At 69.4% G+C, this 18,011-nt stretch carries 20 protein-coding genes and 1 tRNA gene; 11 read left to right on the top strand and 10 right to left on the bottom strand.

Annotation, left to right across the window (positions count from 1 at the left end):
• Positions 1-106: 106 nt before the first annotated feature.
• Positions 107-1,324, top strand: a complete 1,218-nt coding sequence (locus tag HB724_RS03600; protein ID WP_213979539.1) for a UbiH/UbiF/VisC/COQ6 family ubiquinone biosynthesis hydroxylase — start codon at positions 107-109, stop codon at positions 1,322-1,324.
• A 202-nt stretch (positions 1,325-1,526) separates the two neighbouring features.
• Here the strand turns inward: HB724_RS03600 and HB724_RS03595 are convergent, their stop codons facing one another.
• Entirely contained in the window at positions 1,527-2,147 is a 621-nt protein-coding gene (locus HB724_RS03595) for an LON peptidase substrate-binding domain-containing protein (protein WP_213979538.1), read from the bottom strand.
• On the bottom strand, positions 2,144-3,040 hold the full coding sequence (locus tag HB724_RS03590; RefSeq protein WP_213979641.1) for a tetratricopeptide repeat protein: 897 nt from the start codon (positions 3,038-3,040) through the stop codon (positions 2,144-2,146). The genes HB724_RS03595 and HB724_RS03590 overlap by 4 nt, the downstream gene beginning before the upstream one ends.
• Positions 3,041-3,224: 184 nt before the next feature.
• Between HB724_RS03590 and HB724_RS03585 the strand changes: the two genes are divergently transcribed.
• Positions 3,225-3,299 (top strand) — tRNA-Gly (locus HB724_RS03585).
• 229 nt (positions 3,300-3,528) lie between these two features.
• Here the strand turns inward: HB724_RS03585 and HB724_RS03580 are convergent.
• The gene (locus HB724_RS03580) at positions 3,529-4,248 is read right to left on the bottom strand and encodes a FadR/GntR family transcriptional regulator (RefSeq protein ID WP_213979537.1); all 720 of its coding nucleotides are present in this window, start codon (positions 4,246-4,248) and stop codon (positions 3,529-3,531) included.
• A gap of 216 nt (positions 4,249-4,464) precedes the next feature.
• On the opposite strand from HB724_RS03580, the gene HB724_RS03575 reads away from it, so the two are divergent.
• Both HB724_RS03575 and HB724_RS03570 read left to right on the top strand, forming a co-directional pair.
• Positions 4,465-4,866: a DUF2147 domain-containing protein gene (locus HB724_RS03575; RefSeq protein WP_213979536.1), complete on the top strand. Its 402-nt coding sequence runs from the start codon at positions 4,465-4,467 to the stop codon at positions 4,864-4,866.
• Positions 4,863-5,657, top strand: a complete 795-nt coding sequence (locus HB724_RS03570) for a DUF72 domain-containing protein (RefSeq protein WP_213979535.1) — start codon at positions 4,863-4,865, stop codon at positions 5,655-5,657. The genes HB724_RS03575 and HB724_RS03570 overlap by 4 nt, the downstream gene beginning before the upstream one ends.
• Here the strand turns inward: HB724_RS03570 and HB724_RS03565 are convergent.
• From HB724_RS03565 to hemC, 5 genes are read right to left on the bottom strand one after another with little or no spacing between them, the layout of a single operon-like run.
• The gene (locus tag HB724_RS03565; protein WP_213979534.1) at positions 5,654-6,172 is read right to left on the bottom strand and encodes a GNAT family N-acetyltransferase; all 519 of its coding nucleotides are present in this window, start codon (positions 6,170-6,172) and stop codon (positions 5,654-5,656) included. The genes HB724_RS03570 and HB724_RS03565 overlap by 4 nt on opposite strands.
• Positions 6,172-7,356 carry an acyl-CoA dehydrogenase gene (locus HB724_RS03560; RefSeq protein ID WP_213979533.1) on the bottom strand — a complete coding sequence of 395 codons (1,185 nt, stop codon included), beginning with the start codon at positions 7,354-7,356 and terminating at the stop codon, positions 6,172-6,174. The genes HB724_RS03565 and HB724_RS03560 overlap by 1 nt, the downstream gene beginning before the upstream one ends.
• A gap of 13 nt (positions 7,357-7,369) precedes the next feature.
• Positions 7,370-8,188, bottom strand: coding sequence for a hypothetical protein (locus tag HB724_RS03555; protein WP_213979532.1), 819 nt, complete (start codon positions 8,186-8,188; stop codon positions 7,370-7,372).
• 31 nt (positions 8,189-8,219) lie between these two features.
• Positions 8,220-8,888: a uroporphyrinogen-III synthase gene (locus HB724_RS03550; RefSeq protein ID WP_213979531.1), complete on the bottom strand. Its 669-nt coding sequence runs from the start codon at positions 8,886-8,888 to the stop codon at positions 8,220-8,222.
• The gene (gene hemC / locus HB724_RS03545; protein WP_213979530.1) at positions 8,885-9,790 is read right to left on the bottom strand and encodes a hydroxymethylbilane synthase; all 906 of its coding nucleotides are present in this window, start codon (positions 9,788-9,790) and stop codon (positions 8,885-8,887) included. The genes HB724_RS03550 and hemC overlap by 4 nt, the downstream gene beginning before the upstream one ends.
• 37 nt (positions 9,791-9,827) lie before the next feature.
• On the opposite strand from hemC, the gene tsaD reads away from it, so the two are divergent.
• Genes tsaD through HB724_RS03530 form a run of 3 tightly spaced genes read left to right on the top strand, consistent with a single transcriptional unit; the run spans position 9,828 to position 12,360 of the window.
• A complete protein-coding gene (gene tsaD, locus HB724_RS03540) occupies positions 9,828-10,853 on the top strand; it encodes a tRNA (adenosine(37)-N6)-threonylcarbamoyltransferase complex transferase subunit TsaD (protein WP_213979529.1) in 1,026 nt (341 codons plus the stop codon).
• Positions 10,850-11,827, top strand: coding sequence for an NAD(P)H-dependent glycerol-3-phosphate dehydrogenase (locus HB724_RS03535; protein ID WP_213979528.1), 978 nt, complete (start codon positions 10,850-10,852; stop codon positions 11,825-11,827). Before tsaD ends, HB724_RS03535 begins: the two co-directional genes overlap by 4 nt.
• A complete protein-coding gene (locus HB724_RS03530; RefSeq protein ID WP_213979527.1) occupies positions 11,824-12,360 on the top strand; it encodes a DUF1697 domain-containing protein in 537 nt (178 codons plus the stop codon). The genes HB724_RS03535 and HB724_RS03530 overlap by 4 nt, the downstream gene beginning before the upstream one ends.
• A 3-nt stretch (positions 12,361-12,363) precedes the next feature.
• Here the strand turns inward: HB724_RS03530 and HB724_RS03525 are convergent, their stop codons facing one another.
• A complete protein-coding gene (locus HB724_RS03525) occupies positions 12,364-12,951 on the bottom strand; it encodes a TetR/AcrR family transcriptional regulator (protein WP_213979526.1) in 588 nt (195 codons plus the stop codon).
• A 139-nt stretch (positions 12,952-13,090) separates the two neighbouring features.
• Here HB724_RS03525 and HB724_RS03520 point away from each other — a divergent pair, with 139 nt between their 5' ends.
• Positions 13,091-14,062 carry an SDR family NAD(P)-dependent oxidoreductase gene (locus HB724_RS03520; RefSeq protein WP_213979525.1) on the top strand — a complete coding sequence of 324 codons (972 nt, stop codon included), beginning with the start codon at positions 13,091-13,093 and terminating at the stop codon, positions 14,060-14,062.
• A gap of 22 nt (positions 14,063-14,084) precedes the next feature.
• On the opposite strand, the gene HB724_RS03515 is transcribed toward HB724_RS03520, so the two are convergent.
• The gene (locus HB724_RS03515) at positions 14,085-14,243 is read right to left on the bottom strand and encodes a DUF1674 domain-containing protein (RefSeq protein ID WP_213979524.1); all 159 of its coding nucleotides are present in this window, start codon (positions 14,241-14,243) and stop codon (positions 14,085-14,087) included.
• Positions 14,244-14,284: 41 nt separating this feature from the next.
• Between HB724_RS03515 and HB724_RS03510 the strand changes: the two genes are divergently transcribed.
• Genes HB724_RS03510 through HB724_RS03500 form a run of 3 tightly spaced genes read left to right on the top strand, consistent with a single transcriptional unit; the run spans position 14,285 to position 18,003 of the window.
• Positions 14,285-15,565 carry an RsmB/NOP family class I SAM-dependent RNA methyltransferase gene (locus tag HB724_RS03510; protein WP_213979523.1) on the top strand — a complete coding sequence of 427 codons (1,281 nt, stop codon included), beginning with the start codon at positions 14,285-14,287 and terminating at the stop codon, positions 15,563-15,565.
• A 48-nt stretch (positions 15,566-15,613) separates the two neighbouring features.
• A complete protein-coding gene (gene rpe / locus HB724_RS03505) occupies positions 15,614-16,273 on the top strand; it encodes a ribulose-phosphate 3-epimerase (RefSeq protein WP_213979522.1) in 660 nt (219 codons plus the stop codon).
• Positions 16,270-18,003, top strand: coding sequence for a heparinase II/III family protein (locus tag HB724_RS03500; RefSeq protein WP_256731302.1), 1,734 nt, complete (start codon positions 16,270-16,272; stop codon positions 18,001-18,003). Before rpe ends, HB724_RS03500 begins: the two co-directional genes overlap by 4 nt.
• Positions 18,004-18,011 lie beyond the last annotated feature (8 nt).

Genomic DNA, 18,011 nt, shown 5'->3' with positions numbered 1-18,011 from the left:
GGGTGCGGCGGAATCATCGCCGGAAGCGAGTCCCGCGTCAAGACGGACTTGTTTTGTACCGGCCGCACAGGGTGGCAGCCGGATGCGAAAGTGGTAGGGCGGGGGCATGGATTCAGCGGACATTCTCATCCTGGGCGGCGGGCTGGTCGGCAGCGCGCTTGCGGTGGCGCTCGATGCGCATGGCATTACGTCGATCGTCATCGATCCGGCCGATCCGAATACCATTCTCGCGGCGGGCTTCGATGGACGCGCCTCGGCGATCGCCAGCGCGCCGATGCGGATGTTCGAGGCGATCGGCGTCGATGCCCGGCTGGCGGGGAAGGGCTGCCCGATCGAGGGCATCCGCGTTTCGGACGGGCTGGCGCCGGGCAAGCTCGATTTCGCGCCGGGCGAGGGTGACAGCGCGCTGGGCCATATGTTCGAGAATCGCGTGCTGCGCACCGCCTTGCTCCAGGCCGCGCAGGCGGCGCCGGGCGTCGACCTCCGGATGCGGACCCGCGCCGTTTCGGTGGAGCGTGGCGAATTCGGGGTGACGGCGCAGTTCGATTCGGGAGCGACCGTCCGCGCTGCGCTGCTGATCGCCGCGGAGGGCCGTAATTCGCCGACTCGCGATGCGGCGGGGCTGAAGGTCGCGCGCTGGAGCTATGACCATGCCGCGATGGTCGCGACGCTGGGGCACGAGCGGTCCCACGAGAATATCGCGTTCGAGATCTTCTATCCCGAGGGGCCGTTCGCGATCCTGCCGCTGCTCGACGACGAGCACGGCCATCGCTCGGCGGTGGTGTGGACGGTCAATGCGCGCGATGCGGCGGGGATGAACAAGATTTCCGACCGTGCCTATCTGGCTGAGGCGGAGAAAAGGATGGGGGGCTTTCTGGGCAAGCTCGGACCGCTTTCCACGCGCTTCAGCCATCCGCTCGGCTTCCACCACGCTGCCTGGATCACCTCGAACCGGCTCGCGCTGGTGGGCGACGCCGCGCATGGCATCCACCCGATCGCGGGCCAGGGCGTGAATGTGGGCTTCCGCGACGTGGCGACCTTGGTCGAGGTGCTGGTCGACGGGAAAAGGCTCGGCATGGACCTGGGCGACCCGCAGCTCCTGGCGCGCTACCAGCGCTGGCGCGGGCTCGACACGTTCATGGTCGCCGCCGCGACCGACGGGCTGACCCGGCTGTTCGGCGTGCCGGGCAAGGCGGCGAGCGCGGTGCGCCGCTTCGGCCTGTCGGCGGTGGACAGGGTGTCGCCGCTCAAGCGCATGTTCATGGCCGAGGCGCGGGGCGAATCGGGCGATGTGCCCAAGCTGCTGCAGGGGCTGACCGCCTGATCCTCAGCGAAGCACGAAGCCGAGAGCCAGCCCTGCGAATATCGCCAGTGACAGGCCCGCGGTGAAGACCAGATCCGGTGCGCTCGGCAGCAATCGCTCTTTGGCGAGCGGTTCCGATTCGCGAATCGGCCTGGATCGAAATTCCCCCATCGGTCGAATTGCTAGCATGGACTTACGTCCATCCGATTAACGCCAGGGTCCGCTATTGCAGCGTTCCGTCCTCGTCGCCGTGGCGGCCGTAGAACTGCATGAGCTGGACGATCAGCGCGGCGCGATCACCCAGCGAATCGGCTTCCAGCAGCGCCTGTTTCGAAGCGACGTCGAACGGGGCGATCTGGGCGATGCCGTTGACGAGCGATTCGTCGTCGAGCCGGGTGACGGCTTCCCAATCGACCGCATAGCCCAGGCCGTCCGCGAACCGGCGCGATTCGACTTCCAGCGAGGCGCGCTCGCCGAGCGAGAGGAATTCGTCCTCGCGGCCTTCCTCCAACTCGGCTTCGACCTGGCGAAAGGGCGTGGTCACATCAAGCTCGCGCAGGACGGTGAAGCGGGCCAGCCCCTCCAGCACGATATCGAACCGGCCATCGGGCAGCGCCTCCACCTCGGCGATCCGGCCGACGCAGCCCATGTCGAACAATGCCGGCGGATCGCTGGCGTCGCGCGGCTGGATCATGCCGATACGCCGGTCGCGCGCCAGGGAATCGGCGATCATCGCGCGATAGCGCGGCTCGAAGATGTGGAGCGGCAGATGCATCCGCGGGAAGAGCAGGGCACCGCCCAGCGGAAATACCGAAAGCCGCCCGGTCTTCCCCGAAGCCTTCATCCGAACAGGATCGCCGAGAGCTTCCGGCGCTGCGCCGATACCCAGGGATCCTCAAGGCCCACGACTTCGAACAGCTTGAGCAGCCGCAGGCGGGCGGCGCCTTCGTTCCAGTCGCGATCGTCGCGAATCATCGCGAGCAGCGTTTCGGCCGCGCCGTCGCGGTCGCCCGCCGCCATCTGGCCGCCGGCGAGCTCGTAGCGCGCATCCATGTCCTCGGGGTGCGCGGCGGCCTGGGCGGCGAGGCCGGACAGATCCTCGACCGGCTGGGCCTCGCGGGCGAGCGCCAGCGCGGCGCGGGCGCGCTCGATCTCGGGCGCCTTGGCCGTTTCTTCCGGGAGCGCGGCCAGACCGGCCTCCGCCTCGTCGGTGCGGCCCAGCGCGACGAGCGCCCGGACGCGGCCGGCGGCCACCGCCGGATGCTCGGGCGCCATTTCGGCAAGCTGCTCGAAGATCGAGAGCGCGCGTTCATTGTCGCCGTCGTGCAGCACCTGCTCGCCCATCGCGATCAGCGGCTCCAGCTCGGCCTCGATCTGGGCGTCCTCGCTCTGCACCGGAAGCTGGCGCAGGATCTGGTCGAGCATCGTGCGGACCTGGGTCTCGGTGCGCGCGCTGGTGAGGTCGGCGACGAGCTGGCCCTGGAACATCGCATAGACCGTCGGGATCGACTTCACCTGGAACTGGGCGGCGATGAACGGGCTCTTGTCGACGTCGATCTTGGCGAGAGTCACGCCCTTGGTGGCATAGTCCGCAGCGACTTTTTCGAGCACGGGGCTCAGCGCCTTGCAGGGGCCGCACCATTCGGCCCAGAAATCGAGGATGACGAGGCTCGTCATCGAAGGTTCGACGATGTCGCGGCGGAATACGTCCACCGCTTCCTTCTCGGCGGGGCTCAGTCCAAGCGTGGCCAAAGGAGTGCTCCTGGGAATCTGTGAGGTTGGCCGCCTATGTGGGCGTTCGGGCCCACGCCGCCAAGCCTTTTCCGGAGATGCGCTTAGGGGCTTGCGCTGTCCGAAAGCCGCTGCTAGTGGCCGCGCCTCACCCGCCCGGTGCGCTTCGGCGACACAGGGCAACGCCAGAGCGGGCGTAGCTCAGGGGTAGAGCACGACCTTGCCAAGGTCGGGGTCGAGGGTTCGAATCCCTTCGCCCGCTCCAGCCGCCATTGTGGCGCGTGTATCTTGTAATCTCGCAGTTCCGTGCGAACCCTCGATTCCTTTGCTAGCGCTCCGCCCTGCCGGACTACGCGCGGGGTTCGAATCCCTTCGCCCGCTCCAGCGTTCGCGCGGAATTTAGCCGCGCTAAATTCCGTACCATAGCGAGAGCTCGGCCGGTGCGGCCCTCGCCGCGCCCGACGACGCGGCTTTGCTTCGTCGCGCGCATCCCGTCAGGGCATCAGCCGCTTGCGCCCCTGCGACAGATGCCAGCGCATTGCCAATGCGGCGCCATCGGCGTCCTGGGCGCGAATCGCTTCCACGACCATTTCATGCTCGCGCATCATCGCTTCGATCGCGTCGGGCGGGCGCGAGCGGGAGATATCGACGCCGGCCTTGAGGATGCGCATCACTTCGTCGTGCAGATGCTCGAAGGCCGAGACGAAGGCGGTGTTGGCGGTGGCCATCACGATTGCGTGGTGGAGTTCCCAATCCTCGTCATGCGCGGGAGCGTCCGAGAGCAGCGCGCGGCGCAGGCCCTGCAGCGCGCCCTCGATCGCGGCGAGCTGTTCGGACGAGCGGCGCATCGCCGCCAGCCGCGATGCCTCGGCCTCGAGCACGAATCGCACTTCATAGGTGCCGAGCGTCGCCGACAGGTCCGATAGCGGCATATGCGCGCCCAGCCGCTCCGAGGGGCGGCGCATCACATAGGAGCCGGCGCCGCGCCGCGCCTCGGTGATGCCGTCGGCGGCGAGGCGGACCAGCGCCTCGCGGATGATCGTGCGCGACATGCCGAACATCTCGGCCAGCCGCGATTCGGCGGGGAGGCGATCGCCGACGCGCAGATCGTCCTCGTTGATGATCTCGACGATCCGCGAATAAGCGCGGTCGGCCAGCCGCCCTTCGCTCCATCGGCGATCGGTTTCGGGGATCGGGCGGGGGCGCTGTGCCATTGCCGAAACGTTATCGTGCGAAGCTGCGCATGGCCACAGCATTGCGGCATTTCCGGTCAGACAAGTTTGCCGAGTAACCGGTTAGATCGATGCACGGGCTGATCGCGTTTATGGAATCGCCCGAATCTGTCGGACCAAAATGAGCCCTCCCAATGGGTAATTCCGCCATCGGCTTCGCTGGGGCATAGATGAGGCGATCGATTCGGGAGTTGCCAGATGTCGTCACGCCTTCGCTCCATTCTTGCCGCCGGCCTGTTTTTCGCGCTGGCGGGGGCGGCGCTTCCGCAGCCCAAGGTGTGGCGCAATCCCAGCAACAGCGTGCACATCCGCTCGCATCCCTGTGGTGAACAGGCGATGTGCGGCACCGTCATATGGGCGAACGACAAGGCCAAGGCGGATGCGGCGCGGGGCGGGACCAAGAACCTGGTCGGCACGCAATTGTTTCGCGATTTCAAGCTGATCCGGCCCGGCGTGTGGAAGGGGAAGGTCTTCGTCCCCGATATCAACGAGACTTTTTCGGGCACGGTGACGCTGGTCGGCACCGACCAGCTCATCGGGCGCGGCTGCCTGGCGCTGGGGATCGGCTGCAAGTCGCAGACCTGGACCCGGATCGAGTGAGCGCGCCCATCCATGTCGGCATCGGCGGCTGGACCTTCGAGCCGTGGCGCGGAACCTTCTATCCGCCGGGCCTGGCGCAGAAGAAGGAGCTGGAGTTCGCCGCGCGGGCGCTGACGGCGATCGAGATCAACGGCACCTATTATTCGACCTTCAAGCCCGCCAGCTTCGCCGGCTGGGGCGCCGCCGCGCCCGAGGGGTTCGTCTATACGGTGAAGGGCTCGCGCTTCGTCACCAATCGCAAGGTGCTGGCCGAGGCGGGCGAATCGGTGCAGCGCTTCGTGGGGCAGGGATTGGTCGAGCTGGGCGACAAGCTTGGGCCGATCTTCTGGCAGTTCATGGCGACCAAGAAGTTCGACGCCGCCGATTTCCAGGCGTTCCTGGATCTGCTGCCGCGTGCCCATGCGGGCGTGACGCTGCGGCATGCGGTGCAGGTGCGGAGCGACAGCTTCCATGTGCCGGAATTCGTCGCGATGTGCCGCGAGGCGGGCGTGGCGATCGTCTATGCCGATTCGCCGCAATATCCGGCGATCGCGGATATCACCGCGGACTTCGTCTATGCCCGGCTGGAGGCAGGGGAGGATGCTAATCCGCTCTGCTATCCGGAAGCGGATTTCCCGCGCTGGACCGAGGTGGCGAAGACCTGGGCGGCGGGCGGACGGCCCGAGGGGTTGCCCTATGCGAGCGATGAGGTGCCGCCGGCGATTCCGCGCGAGACCTTCGTGTTCTTCATCCATGGCGGCAAGGTGCGGGCCCCGGCTGCGGCGCAGGAGCTGATTAAGCGGCTCAGCTAGGGCCGGCGGATCTCGTAGAGGACATGGGGCTTCATTTCCCCGGCCATCAGCCGCGGCACCGTGCCGGGGCGCAGCTTGCCGCCGATCTTCTCCATCGCCTTGCGCGAGCGGATATTGCCCTCACCGACGGTGAAGACGGCGGTGCCGACATAGCCATGGATATGATCGAGCATCAGCCGCTTGATCTCGCGATTATAGGCGCCGCCCCAATAGGCGCGGGAGAGGTAGGTCCAGCCGATCTCGATCTCGTCGGCGGCCGCATCCCAATTGTCGAAGCGGGAGGAGCCGATCACCGTGCCGGCGGCGCGATCGAGAATGGTGAGTGCGCCCCCGCTGGCGATGCCGCTATCGAAATAGGCGCGGAACACCGGCTCCTGCCAGCGGTCATGCGCGGGATGGACTTCCCAGACCAGCGGATCGGAGGCGACGGCGAACAGCGCGTCCCAATCCTGGGGTGTGCTGGGACGCAGAACGACCAGTTCGCCTTCGAGCGTCGGCTGGCGCTCGGGTGGCATCAGAACGCGGCGATCCCGGTGATCGCCCGTCCCAGGATCAGCCCGTGCACGTCGTGCGTGCCCTCATAGGTGTTGACCGTCTCGAGGTTGATAGCGTGGCGGAGCACGTGGAATTCGGCCGAGATGCCGTTGCCGCCATGCATGTCGCGGGCGACGCGCGCGATGTCGAGCGCCTTGCCGCAATTGTTGCGCTTGATGATCGAGATCGCCTCGGGCGCGAGCGTGCCTTCGTCGAACATGCGGCCGCAGCGCAGCGCCGCCTGGAGGCCGAGCGCGATCTCGGTCTCCATGTTGGCGAGCTTGAGCTGCACGAGCTGGGTCGCGGCCAGCGGCCGGCCGAACTGGGCGCGATCGAGCGTGTACTGGCGGGCGGCATGCATGCAGGCTTCCGCCGCGCCCATCGTGCCCCAGGCGATGCCGTAGCGCGCGCGGTTGAGGCAGCCGAACGGACCCTTCAGGCCCTGTACTTCGGGGAGCAGCGCGTCCTCGCCGACTTCGACGCCGTCCATCACGATCTCGCCGGTGATCGAGGCGCGCAAGCTCAGCTTGCCCTCGATCTTCGGGGTGGTGAGCCCCTTCATGCCGCGTTCGAGCACGAAGCCCTTGATGCCGCCGCCATGGGCATCGGACTTGGCCCATACCACCATGACGTCAGCGATCGGCGAATTGGTGATCCACATCTTCGTGCCGGTCAGGCGATAGCCGCCGTCGACCTTCTCGGCGCGGGTGCGCATGCCGCCGGGATCAGAGCCGGCATCGGGCTCGGTGAGGCCGAAGCAGCCGACCCATTCGCCGCTCGCGAGCTTCGGCAGGTACTTCCGCTTCTGCTCCTCGGTGCCATAGGCGTAGATGGGGTGCATCACGAGGCTCGACTGCACCGACATGGCCGAGCGATAGCCCGAATCGACGCGCTCCACTTCGCGTGCGACCAGGCCATAGGCGACATAGCCGAGCCCTGCGCCGCCATAGGTTTCCGGAATCGTCGGGCCGAGCAGGCCGAGCGCACCCATCTCCGACATGATCGCGCGGTCGAACCGTTCCTCGAGGAAGGCCGACGTCACGCGCGGTAGCAACTCGCCCTGGGCATAGTCGCGCGCGGCGTCGCGGACCATGCGCTCTTCGTCGGTGAGCTGTGCGTCCAGCCCGAACGGATCCTGCCAGTCGAACCGGCCCATCTCTGCCATGATTTCAGTTCCTCTATTCCGCCGGTGAGGCCGGCCGTGCGGGGGCGGTCTCGATGGCCGCCCGCTCGATTTCATTGAGTCCGTTGCGCGCCGCGAGGAAACGGCGGGCCGCGCCGATCCAGCTCTCGGCATTGGCGGCGCCGGGCAGATGCGCGACTTCGGCGAGCGACGCCTCGACATCGCCCTGATCGAGCGCGCGCCGGGCGCGGCGCAGGCGATCGGAGGTGCGCGGGCTCGGCACCTCGGCCTGGCGCACCACCACCATATCGCCGATGAAGCCGCGGAAGCGCGCCCACAGGCTGTCGTTCGGCCCGCTCGCCAGCCGGGGCGCGATCGTGTCGAGCGCGAGGCGAAGGTCTTCCAGCGTCACCGGCTGGGCGGCCGCCGCGACGATCGCCGAGACGGCCTCGCCATGTTCTTCGCCGAAGCGGGCGCGGAGCTGGTTCTCCAGGCTGCCCATCGGCTGACCGCGCTCGATCGCGCGCCGGACGGAAAAGGCGATCATCAGCCGCTCGGCCTGGGTGGCATAGGAAGCGGCGTTGCGCGCGCTGCCCGCGCTTTCGTTGATGCGCTGCTCGAGCTGGTCGAGCCGGCCCGCCAGCTCGGCCTCGCGCGCGTTCAGCGTCGCCATGTCGGTGCCGGGCGGCAGGGCGGGCACGGTGAGGGCGCGCGGCGGGGGGCTGGCCTGGGGCGTGGGTTCCGGATGGAAGGGGGGCATGCCGGTCAACTGGATCAGGCCGGCGGTCAGCGCCACGCCGCCCAGAAAGCCTAGGCCGCCGATCAGTATCCGGTTGCGCAGCGGAGACTGCGGGGCGAGGGGCTCGTCGCTCATAAGGCCCTTTTCGCCGCGTGCGTGCGCCCGGTCAATCGGCCAGCGCGATTGCGGCGTCGATCAGCGCGGTTCCGCGGAAATCGCGGGGGACGATGATACGTTCCCAGCCGTCCCCCGCGGCGGCGGCGGCGCGGGCGCTGGGGGCTATCAGCGCGATGTCGCCGCGCATGGCCGGTTCGACGATTTCGGCGAGCCGCGCACCTGCCCGGGTCGATTGCACGAGCGCCACGGCGCCTGCGAGCTTCGCTGCCTCGTGCGGCGTCACCGGCAGCGCTTCGCTGGCATAGACGGTCAGCACTTGCGCGATGATTCCTCCGGCTTCCAGCGTCCGCTCGCGTCCCGCCAGATGCAGCGCGTGGCGCACGCCCAGCGCGGTGGCCTGCGCGACCAGCGCCTCGGCGCCTGCATCGCCCGTCGCGGCGACGGCGAAGCCTGCGCGGCGCGCCGCCTCGGCGGTCACGTCGCCCACCGCATGCACCGGCAAGCTGCGCAATTTCGACAGGCCCGGCCCGGCATGGCGGACGGCATTGGCGCTGGTCAGCAGCAGCGCGTCGAATCGGCTGGGATCGGGCACGTCCCACGCCAGCGGCCGCGCCTCGAACAGTGGCAGGCGAATCGCGTGGCGGCCCTGCGCCTCGATCGCCGCGGCGGTCACACGATTGCCGGGCTCGGGGCGCAGCACCGCGATGGCGCGGCTCATCCCTCGAACAGCCGGCGGACGCCGGGCGGCGCGCGGTCGAGCAGGTCGCGGGCGAGCGCGGCGGACAGCTCGGGATCGAGCGGCGCCCCTTCGATCTGGCCGTGGACATGCTCGGTGCCGTCCTCGGACAGCAATTCGGCCTCGATCGTCAGGATCGCGCCCTCCAGCGTGGCGAGCGCCGCCACCGGCGAATGGCAATCGGCCTTGAGCGCGGCGAGCAGCGCGCGCTCGGCGAGCACGCAGGCGTGGGTGTGCGGATCGTCGATCGCGGCGAGCAGCGATCGGGCATGCGAATCGCCGGCGCGGATCTCGATCCCCACCGCGCCCTGGGCCGGGGCGGGCAGCAATATATTGGTCGGGATGGCATGGCCGACGTCATGACGTCCGAGCCGCTCCAGCCCCGCTGCGGCGAGGAGGGTGGCGTCCGCTTCCCCGGCGGCCAGCTTGGCGAGGCGGGTATCGACATTGCCGCGGAACAGCACGGTCTCCAGATCGGGCCGCAGCCGCTTGAGCTGCGCGGCGCGCCGGGGGGAGGAGGTGCCGACCACGGCGCCCCGCCCCAGCGCGTCCACGCTTTCGGCGCCCACCAGCCGATCGCGCACATCGGCGCGCGGCAGCATCGCGGCGATGGCGATATCGTCCGGCCGGAAGGTCTCGACATCCTTCATCGAATGGACCGCGCAATCGATCTCGCCGGCCAGCAGCGCGCGATCGAGCTCCTTGGTCCACAGCGCCTTGCCGCCGATCTCGGCGAGGGCGCGGTCCTGCACCTTGTCGCCGGTGGTGCGGATGACGACGATCTTGGCGTCGAGTCCGTGCGCGGCGGCCAGCGCGTCGCGGACCATATGGGCTTGGGCAAGGGCGAGCGGCGACCCGCGGGTGCCGAGGCGGAACGGAGGCATGGCTTGTGCTAGCGGCTGGGCGGCCTAGATGGAAGCGATGGCATTGATCCTGGGGCTTGAATCGAGCTGCGACGAAACCGCGGCGGCGCTGGTGGAAAGCGACGGCACGATCCGCGCGCACAAGCTCGCGCGCCAGGAGGAGGCGCATCGCCCCTATGGCGGCGTCGTTCCCGAGATTGCGGCGCGCGCGCATGTCGAGGTGCTGGCGCCCCTGGTCGAGGCGGCGCTGGCGGAGGCGGGCGTGACGCTGGCCGATGTCGATGCGATCGCCGCCACGGCCGGGCCCGGGCTGATCGGTGGCGTCATGGTGGGCCTGGTCACCGGCAAGGCGCTGGCGCTGGCGAGCGGCAAGCCGCTGGTCGCGGTGAATCATCTGGAGGGACATGCGCTGTCGCCGCGGCTGAGCGATTCGACCCTCGAATTCCCGTATCTGCTGCTGCTGGTCTCGGGCGGGCATTGCCAATTGCTGTTGGTCGAGGGGATCGGCAGCTATCGCCGGCTCGCCACGACGATCGACGATGCGGCGGGCGAGGCGTTCGACAAGACTGCCAAGCTGCTCGGCCTGGGTTTTCCCGGCGGGCCGGCGGTGGAGGAAGCCGCCGCCCGGGGCGATCCGCGCGCGGTGCCGCTGCCGCGTCCGCTGGTGGGATCGGGCGAGCCGCATTTCTCCTTTGCGGGGCTCAAGAGCGCCGTCGCGCGCGCGGTGAACGATTACAGTGCCGAGGATCTGGCGGCCTCCTTCCAGCAGGCGGTGGTCGATTGCCTGCTGGATCGCACGCGGCTGGCGCTGGCGCGGGTGCGTCCCACCGCTTTGGTGGTGGCGGGCGGAGTCGCGGCGAACACGGCGGTGCGTTCGGCGCTCGAAGGGTTGGCGGCCGAGCATGGCCTGCGCTTCGTCGCGCCGCCGCTATGGCTCTGCACCGACAATGCCGCGATGATCGCCTGGGCCGGGGCCGAACGCTTCGCCGCCGGCTTCACCGATCCGCTCGACTTTCCGGCACGGCCGCGCTGGCCGCTCGATCCGGGGGCCGAGAAGGTGCGCGGCGCGGGGGTGAAGGCATGAGGATCGGCGTGATCGGCGGCGGTGCCTGGGGCACCGCATTGGCGGCGGTCGCAGCGCGGGGCGACCAGCCGGTGTTGCTCTGGGCGCGCGAGGCCGAAGTGGTGGAGAGCATCAATGCTTCCCACGAGAACAGCCAGTTCCTTGCCGGCGTGGCGCTTTCGCCCGCGATCCGCGCGACGGGCGATCTGGGGGAGCTTGCGGGTCTCGACGCGCTGCTGGTGGTCGCGCCTGCCCAGCATGTCCGCGCCGTGCTCGGCGCGACGCCGGTGGGCGGCACGCCGCTGGTGCTCTGCGCCAAGGGGATCGAGGCGGGAACGCGCCTGCTGGTCGGCCAGGTCGCGCGCGAGGCTGCGCCCGGCGCGCCGATCGCGGTGCTTTCCGGCCCGACCTTCGCGATCGAAGTCGCGGCGGGCAAGCCGACCGCCGTCACCCTGGCGTGCAAGAACGAGGATCTGGGGGCACGGCTGGCGGCGCGGCTCGCCGGGCCGGCCTTCCGGACCTATGCCTCCAGCGACGTGATCGGCGCGGAGATCGGCGGAGCGGTGAAGAATGTGCTCGCGATCGCCTGCGGGGTGGTCGAGGGCGCGGGGCTGGGGCTCAACGCTCGCGCGGCGCTGATCGCGCGCGGCTTTGCCGAGATGACGCGCTTCGGGCTGGCGCGCGGGGCGCAGGCGGAGACGCTGACCGGGCTTTCGGGGCTGGGCGACCTCGTCCTCACCTGCTCCTCGACCAATTCGCGCAACTTCTCGCTCGGGCTGGGGCTCGGCCAGGGGCGGAGCGCCGCCGAGCTGATGGCCGACCGCAAGACGGTGGCGGAAGGTGCCTTCACCGCGCCCGTGCTGCGGGAGGCGGCGGCGGACGCGGGCATCGACATGCCCGTCACCGAAGCGGTGAATGCGCTGCTGGAGGGGGCCGATGTCGGTTCGGTGATCGAGGCGCTGCTCAGCCGGCCCTTGCGCGCGGAGGCGGTGTGAAACGCTGGGCGGGCTTGCTCAAGGGCGTCAATGTCGGCGGGCGCAAGCTGCCGATGGCGGAGCTCAAGGCGCTGGCCGAGGGGCTGGGCTTCGAGGATGTCCGCACCTTGCTCGCTTCGGGCAATGTCGTCTTTTCGGCAAAGGGCGACGCGGCGGCGATCGAGCAGGCGCTCGAAGCGGCGCTGGAGACGCATGGCCTCAAGACCGACGTCGTGGTGCGCGATCTCGCCGAGCTGAGCGCGATTCTTGCCGCCAATCCCTTTCCGGACGCCGCGCAGGGCCATCCCAACCATCTGCTGGTCCATTTCCACCGCGATCCCGTGCCAGGCGAGCCTATCGCCAGGTTGCCCGAGCTCCATGACGGCCCCGAGCGGCTCCATGCGATCGGCCGCGAGCTCTATGTCGATTATCCCGACGATGTCGGCCATTCGAAGCTGCCCCAGTCCATGGCCAAGGCGAAATTCCCCAGGCTCGCCACCGCGCGCAACTGGAACACGGTGAACAAGCTCGTGGCGATGCTGGCAGGCGAATAGCCGCTACGCCGGCCCCGCCACGCGCGCGCCGGCGATCATCAGGTCGATAAGGCGTTTGGCGTTTTCCCGGCCTTCGCTGCCCGTGCCGGGCTGGGCGACGCCCACCACCGCGCGCAGCAGGTCGAGCGGATCCATGTCGAGGCGGATCGCTCCGCTCGCCACTGCGCGGTCGACGAGATCGGCGATCGCGGCCTTCAGCTGTATCCCCGAAGTTGCGTAGAGCGCGGTCGGGCCGCACACCAGCGCGTCCAGCGCTTCGGACATGATCTGTTTGGTCGCGAGATAGTCCACGAACAGCCGCATCCACAGTCGCAGCGCCTCCACCGGCGGCTGGGTCCGCGTCAGCTCTGCCGCCGTCTGGACGAGCTGCGCCAGCTCGTTGCGATAGACCTGCTCGATCAGCGCGTCGCGCGTCGGGAAATGGCGATAGAGCGTGCCGATCCCCACGCCCGCGGCGCGCGCTATCTCTTCGAGGCTGGTGCCTGCGCCCTTTTCGGCGAAGACCGTCTTCGCGGCTCCCAGCAGCCGCAGCCGGTTGCGCTCGGCATCGGCGCGGGGCTTGCGGGGATTCGAGGCATTTTCGTCGGACAATCTTTCACCAAGCCTTGAAAAGCGGAGGGTTCCTCCGTATTAAAAGCGGAGCTGTCCTCCTTTTATATCGAACCAGGCCCGGACGGCAAATGCCGCCCTGGCCGGGGCGGCTGTTCATGGATTTTCCAAGGAGTCGATCATGGCTGATTCGTTCGGCGCAACGTCCACCACCGACGAGGTGCTGGCAGGCGTGGATTTAAGCGGCAAGCGCGTGCTGGTGACCGGGGTTTCGGCCGGGCTGGGCGTGGAGACGGCGCGGGCGCTGGCGGCGCATGGCGCGACGGTGGTGGGCGCTGCCCGCGATCTCGCCAAGGCGGGGGCCGCGACGGCGCCGGTGCGGGCCGCTGCCGCGAACGGCGGCGGGATCGAATTGGTGGAGCTCGATCTTGCCTCGCTCGCCAGCGTGCGCGCCTGCGCCGATGGATTGCTCGAAGCGGGCAAGCCGTTCGACTTGGTGATCGCCAATGCCGGCGTGATGGCCACGCCCTTCGGCCACACGGCCGACGGCTTCGAGACGCAGATCGGCACCAATCATATCGGCCATTTCGTGCTGGTGAACCGCATCGCGCCGCTGATCGCGCCGGGCGGGCGGCTGGTGAACCTCGCCTCTTCGGGCCATCGCTATTCGGACGTCGATCTCGACGATCCGAATTTCGAGCATACCCCTTATGATCCGGGTGTCGCCTATGGCCGGTCCAAGACCGCGAACATCCTGTTCGCCGTCGAGTTCGACCGGCGGCATCGCGACCGCGGCATCCGCGCGACCGCCGTGCATCCCGGCGGCATCCGCACCGAGCTGGGGCGGCATGTCGGCGAGGACACGCTCAACGCGATGGTCGCCGCGATCAATGCCGATCTGGCGAAGCTGGGCCAGCCTCCCTACCAGTGGAAGACGATTCCTCAGGGCGCGGCGACTTCGGTCTGGGCCGGCGCGGTTGCCGATGGGGACGAAGTGGGCGGCCGCTATTGCGAGAACTGCCACGTCACCACGCTCGTCACCGACGGCATCATTACCCCGGTGAGCGAGGGCGTGCGCCCCTATGCGCTCGATCCCGAACACGCCAAGGCGCTCTGGGCGAAGACCGAAGAATGGGTCGGCGAGACCTTCTGACGTGATCGAGGGCGCGTGGCGGTCAGAAATCGACCGCCACGCCCTTCAGCTCCCAGTCGCCATAGCGCGTCGGATCCTTGCCCAGCGGATCCTCGGTGGGCCTGGCCGGCTCGGGTTCCGGCACCGGCGGGTTCGGCGTCAGATATTCGGGCGGTTTCACATGTTCGGGGCGATTGCCCATGGCATTGCCTTCAAGCTCGATGACGCCCAAATCGGCGCGCGATGAAGCAAGGTCAAGCCAAGCGCGTGCAAAACGCCGATGCCCCCGGCGTTCCCACGCGCCGCGCGGCCCTGAAACTCCTCGATGCGGTGCTGCGCCGCGGGCTCGCGCTCGAACAGGCGATGGACAATGCCGCGCAAGGACTGGCGCCCAATGATCGCGGGCTGGCGCACGCCATCGCGGCGGAGACGCTGCGGCGGCTCCCCGATCTCGACGCGCTGATCGACAGCGCGACCAAGCAGCGGCTCCCTGATGACGCCAAGGCGCGGTTCGCCCTCAGGATCGCGCTGGTGCAGGCGCTGGTGCTCGGCACGCCGGGCCATGCCGCGATCGCGACGGTGCTGCCGCTGGTCGATGGCGGGCCGCGAAAGCTCGTCCATGGCGTGTTCGGGACATTGGTGCGCAGCGGCGCGCTGCTGCCCGAGCCGCCGACCTTGCCCGACGCGGTGGCGCTGCGCTGGCATGCCGCCTGGGGCGACCAGATGATCGAGGATGCCGAACGCGCCATCGCCGTGCCGCCGCCGCTCGACCTGACGCTGCGCGATCCTGCCGCGGCGCCCGATCTGGCGGGCAGGAGCCTGATGCCGGGGCATCTCCGGCTCGACGAGAAGGGCGCCGTGCCCGGCCTCGAAGGCTATGCCGAGGGCGGCTGGTGGGTGCAGGATCTCGCCGCCTCGATTCCCGCCCGGCTGATCGGCAAGGGCAATGGCCGCGCGCTGGATCTCTGCGCCGCGCCGGGGGGCAAGACGCTCCAGCTTGCGGCGAATGGTTGGCGGGTGACGGCGGTCGATGTCTCCGAAAGTCGTCTGGCGCGACTTCGCGACAATCTGGATCGCACCGGGCTTTCCGCAGAAGTCGTCGCGGCCGACCTGCTCGAATGGGCGCCCGCCGAGCCCGCCGATGCGGTGCTGCTCGACGCGCCGTGCAGCGCGACCGGCATCTTCCGTCGGCACCCGGATGTGCTCCACCGCGTCCGTCCCTCGCTGATCTCCGAGATGGCCGAGTTGCAGACCAAATTGTTCGCCCGCGCGGCCGATTGGGTGAAGCCCGGCGGGGTGCTGGTCTTCTCCACCTGCTCGCTCGAACCGAAGGAAGGCGAGGCGCAGCTCGCCCACTTCCTCGCCGGGCATCCCGATTTCGCGATCGAGCCGGTGCTACCCGAGGAGCTGCCCCAGGGCGTGACACCGCGTGCCGACGGATCGCTCCGGCTGCTTCCCGGTGCGCTTGCCGATGCCGGCGGCATGGACGGCTTCTTCATCGCAAGGCTGCGTCGGCTCGGCTGAAGCGCAATCGCGCGTTGCGCGCGATTCGGGCCATGCTAAGGACTCATCATGCCCGCAGTCCGTATCGCCCCCTCGATCCTCTCCGCCGACTTCGCCCGCCTGGGCGAGGAAATACGCGCGATCGACGAAGCGGGCGCGGACTGGATCCATGTCGATGTGATGGACGGGCATTTCGTGCCCAATCTCACCATCGGCCCGGCGGTGGTGAAGGCGCTGCGCCCGCACACCGCCAAGCCGTTCGACGTGCATCTGATGATCGCCCCGGTCGATCCCTTCCTCCAGGCGTTCGCGGACGCCGGGGCGGACTGCATCTCGGTCCATCCCGAGAGCGGCCCGCATCTCCACCGCACGCTCCAGACGATCAAGGCGCTCGGCAAGCGCGCCGGGGTGGTGCTCAATCCGGCGACGCCGGTGGACGTGGTCGATCATGTGATGGACCTGATCGACCTGATCCTGGTGATGAGCGTCAATCCCGGCTTCGGCGGGCAGAAGTTCATCGAGAGCCAGCTTCCCAAGATCAGCGAGCTGCGCCGCCGCATCACCGCATCGGGCCGCGCGATCGACCTGGAGGTGGACGGTGGCATCGATCGCGAGACGGCGCCGCGGGCGATCGCCGCCGGGGCCGACGCGCTGGTCGCGGGCACGGCGACCTTCACCGGCGGATCCGGCCGATATGCCGCCAACATCGCGGCGCTGAGAGGCGGTTGAACGACCTGACTCCCGGCTCCGGCGCCGACGGGGTCGAGGAAGGCAAGCGGCTCATCCGGCTGGGCGGCGATCGCGGCCTGTCACTGGCCGAGCGCATCTCCGAGCGTTTCCAGCGGCTCACCTGGCGCACCCCGCTCCATGCGATGCGGCTGCGCGGTCGCCATCCCCTGAAGCTGATCGCCGTTGCCGACGATCCCTTTTTCGGCGACGCGCTGCGCGGCAATGCGCTGCTCGACGGCACCCTCCAGTTCCGGGGCGAGCGCCGCGCGATCGAGACGCTCGATTTCGCGCATCCCGACTGGTCGCCGGCGTTCGGCGATTATCTCCAGAGCTTCGCCTGGCTGCGCGACCTGTCGAGCGTCACGACCCGCGCGCGTGCCGCGCCGATCGCCGAGGAGATCATGCGGCGCTGGCTTGCGGCGCATGGCGAGAAGGTGTCCGATCCCGCCTGGCGGGCCGATCACTGGGGCTGCCGCATGCTGTTCTGGATCGCGCACGCCCCGCTGATCCTGTCGAGCACCGATCTCGTCTATCGCTCCTCGGTGCTCCACGCGCTGGCGCGAGGCGCGCGGCATCTCGATCGTACCGCCGACAAGGCCCAGGCGGGCGTGCCGCGGCTGGCGGCCTGGTGCGGCGTGCTGGTGGCGGGGCTGATCCTGCCGGGCGGCGATCCGCGCCGGGCGTTCGGCGAGGCCGGGCTCACCCGCGCGCTCGCCCATTCGGTGTTCGAGGATGGCGGCACCGTTGGCCGCTCGCCCGCCGGCCAGCTCGAGGCGGTCCAGCTCCTGACGATGCTGGTCGAGGCTTATCATGCCCGCCGCGCCGAAGTGCCGGCCTTCCTCCAGGGTGCGCTGGGTCGCATGGTCACTGCGCTGCTCGGCGTCTGCCACGGCGACAAGGGGCTATCGAGCTGGCAGGGATCGGGGCCGATCCCCGGCGACGTCATCGCCCAGACGATCGAGGCGACCGGCGTGCGCACCCGCCCGCTCAAGCAGGCGCGCGACTGGGGCTATCAACGGCTCTCGGCGGGCAGCACGGTGCTCATCATGGATGCGGCGCCGCCGCCAGTGGCGCGGCTGGTCGAGGGCGGCTGCGCCTCGACGCTGGCCTTCGAGCTTTCCGAAGGCGCGCATCGGCTGGTCGTCAATTGCGGCGGCGCGGGCATGGCCGATGCCCAGCTTCCGCGCGCGCTCACCGAGGCGCTGCGCACCACCGCCGCCCATTCGACCCTGGTGATCGACGACAGCAATTCGACGGCGATCCATGCCGACGGCACGCTGGGCCGCGGCGTCGGCGAAGTCGAGCTGGCGCGGCACGAGACCGACAATGCGAGCCGGATCGAGGCGAGCCATGACGGCTATGTCCGCCGCTACGGCTTTCTCCACCGCCGCAGCGTGGCGCTGTCGCATGACGGGCGCGACCTGCGCGGCGAGGACATGCTGCTGCCCGCCGATCGCCGCCGCAGCCGGGGCGACACGCCCTTCGCGATCCGCTTCCATCTGGCGCCGCATATCGAAGTGGCGCCGACCGCCGACGGCCAGGCGGCGATCTTGCGCACCCCCTCGGGCGCGCTGTGGCAGTTCCGCTGCAAGGGCGGTGCGCTTGGGGTCGAGGCGTCGCTGTGGATCGATGCGCGGGGGCGGCCGCAATCGACCGAGCAGCTCGTGGTCCGCGGCGAAACGCCGGCCGGGGGCACCAATATAAGCTGGGTGTTCCACCGCGCGAAATAAGCACGCGC

Source organism: Sphingomonas sp. dw_22 (genome assembly GCF_018449795.1).
In the GTDB taxonomy this organism is placed as follows: domain Bacteria; phylum Pseudomonadota; class Alphaproteobacteria; order Sphingomonadales; family Sphingomonadaceae; genus Sphingomonas.
This window is presented reverse-complemented; position numbering and strand designations above follow the sequence as displayed.

What these genes read in the sequence shown, in the direction of transcription:
- HB724_RS03565 (WP_213979534.1), bottom strand. Translation starts at nt 6,172, where the DNA reads ATGCCACCCGAGCGCCAGCCGACGCTCGAAGGCGAACTGGTCGTTCTG.
- HB724_RS03535 (WP_213979528.1), top strand. Translation starts at nt 10,850, where the DNA reads ATGAGGATCGGCGTGATCGGCGGCGGTGCCTGGGGCACCGCATTGGCG.
- hemC (WP_213979530.1), bottom strand. Translation starts at nt 9,790, where the DNA reads ATGCCTCCGTTCCGCCTCGGCACCCGCGGGTCGCCGCTCGCCCTTGCC.
- HB724_RS03510 (WP_213979523.1), top strand. Translation starts at nt 14,285, where the DNA reads ATGAAGCAAGGTCAAGCCAAGCGCGTGCAAAACGCCGATGCCCCCGGC.
- HB724_RS03575 (WP_213979536.1), top strand. Translation starts at nt 4,465, where the DNA reads ATGTCGTCACGCCTTCGCTCCATTCTTGCCGCCGGCCTGTTTTTCGCG.
- HB724_RS03580 (WP_213979537.1), bottom strand. Translation starts at nt 4,248, where the DNA reads ATGGCACAGCGCCCCCGCCCGATCCCCGAAACCGATCGCCGATGGAGC.
- HB724_RS03555 (WP_213979532.1), bottom strand. Translation starts at nt 8,188, where the DNA reads ATGAGCGACGAGCCCCTCGCCCCGCAGTCTCCGCTGCGCAACCGGATA.
- HB724_RS03550 (WP_213979531.1), bottom strand. Translation starts at nt 8,888, where the DNA reads ATGAGCCGCGCCATCGCGGTGCTGCGCCCCGAGCCCGGCAATCGTGTG.
- tsaD (WP_213979529.1), top strand. Translation starts at nt 9,828, where the DNA reads ATGGCATTGATCCTGGGGCTTGAATCGAGCTGCGACGAAACCGCGGCG.
- rpe (WP_213979522.1), top strand. Translation starts at nt 15,614, where the DNA reads ATGCCCGCAGTCCGTATCGCCCCCTCGATCCTCTCCGCCGACTTCGCC.
- HB724_RS03520 (WP_213979525.1), top strand. Translation starts at nt 13,091, where the DNA reads ATGGCTGATTCGTTCGGCGCAACGTCCACCACCGACGAGGTGCTGGCA.
- HB724_RS03595 (WP_213979538.1), bottom strand. Translation starts at nt 2,147, where the DNA reads ATGAAGGCTTCGGGGAAGACCGGGCGGCTTTCGGTATTTCCGCTGGGC.
- HB724_RS03600 (WP_213979539.1), top strand. Translation starts at nt 107, where the DNA reads ATGGATTCAGCGGACATTCTCATCCTGGGCGGCGGGCTGGTCGGCAGC.
- HB724_RS03560 (WP_213979533.1), bottom strand. Translation starts at nt 7,356, where the DNA reads ATGGCAGAGATGGGCCGGTTCGACTGGCAGGATCCGTTCGGGCTGGAC.
- HB724_RS03515 (WP_213979524.1), bottom strand. Translation starts at nt 14,243, where the DNA reads ATGGGCAATCGCCCCGAACATGTGAAACCGCCCGAATATCTGACGCCG.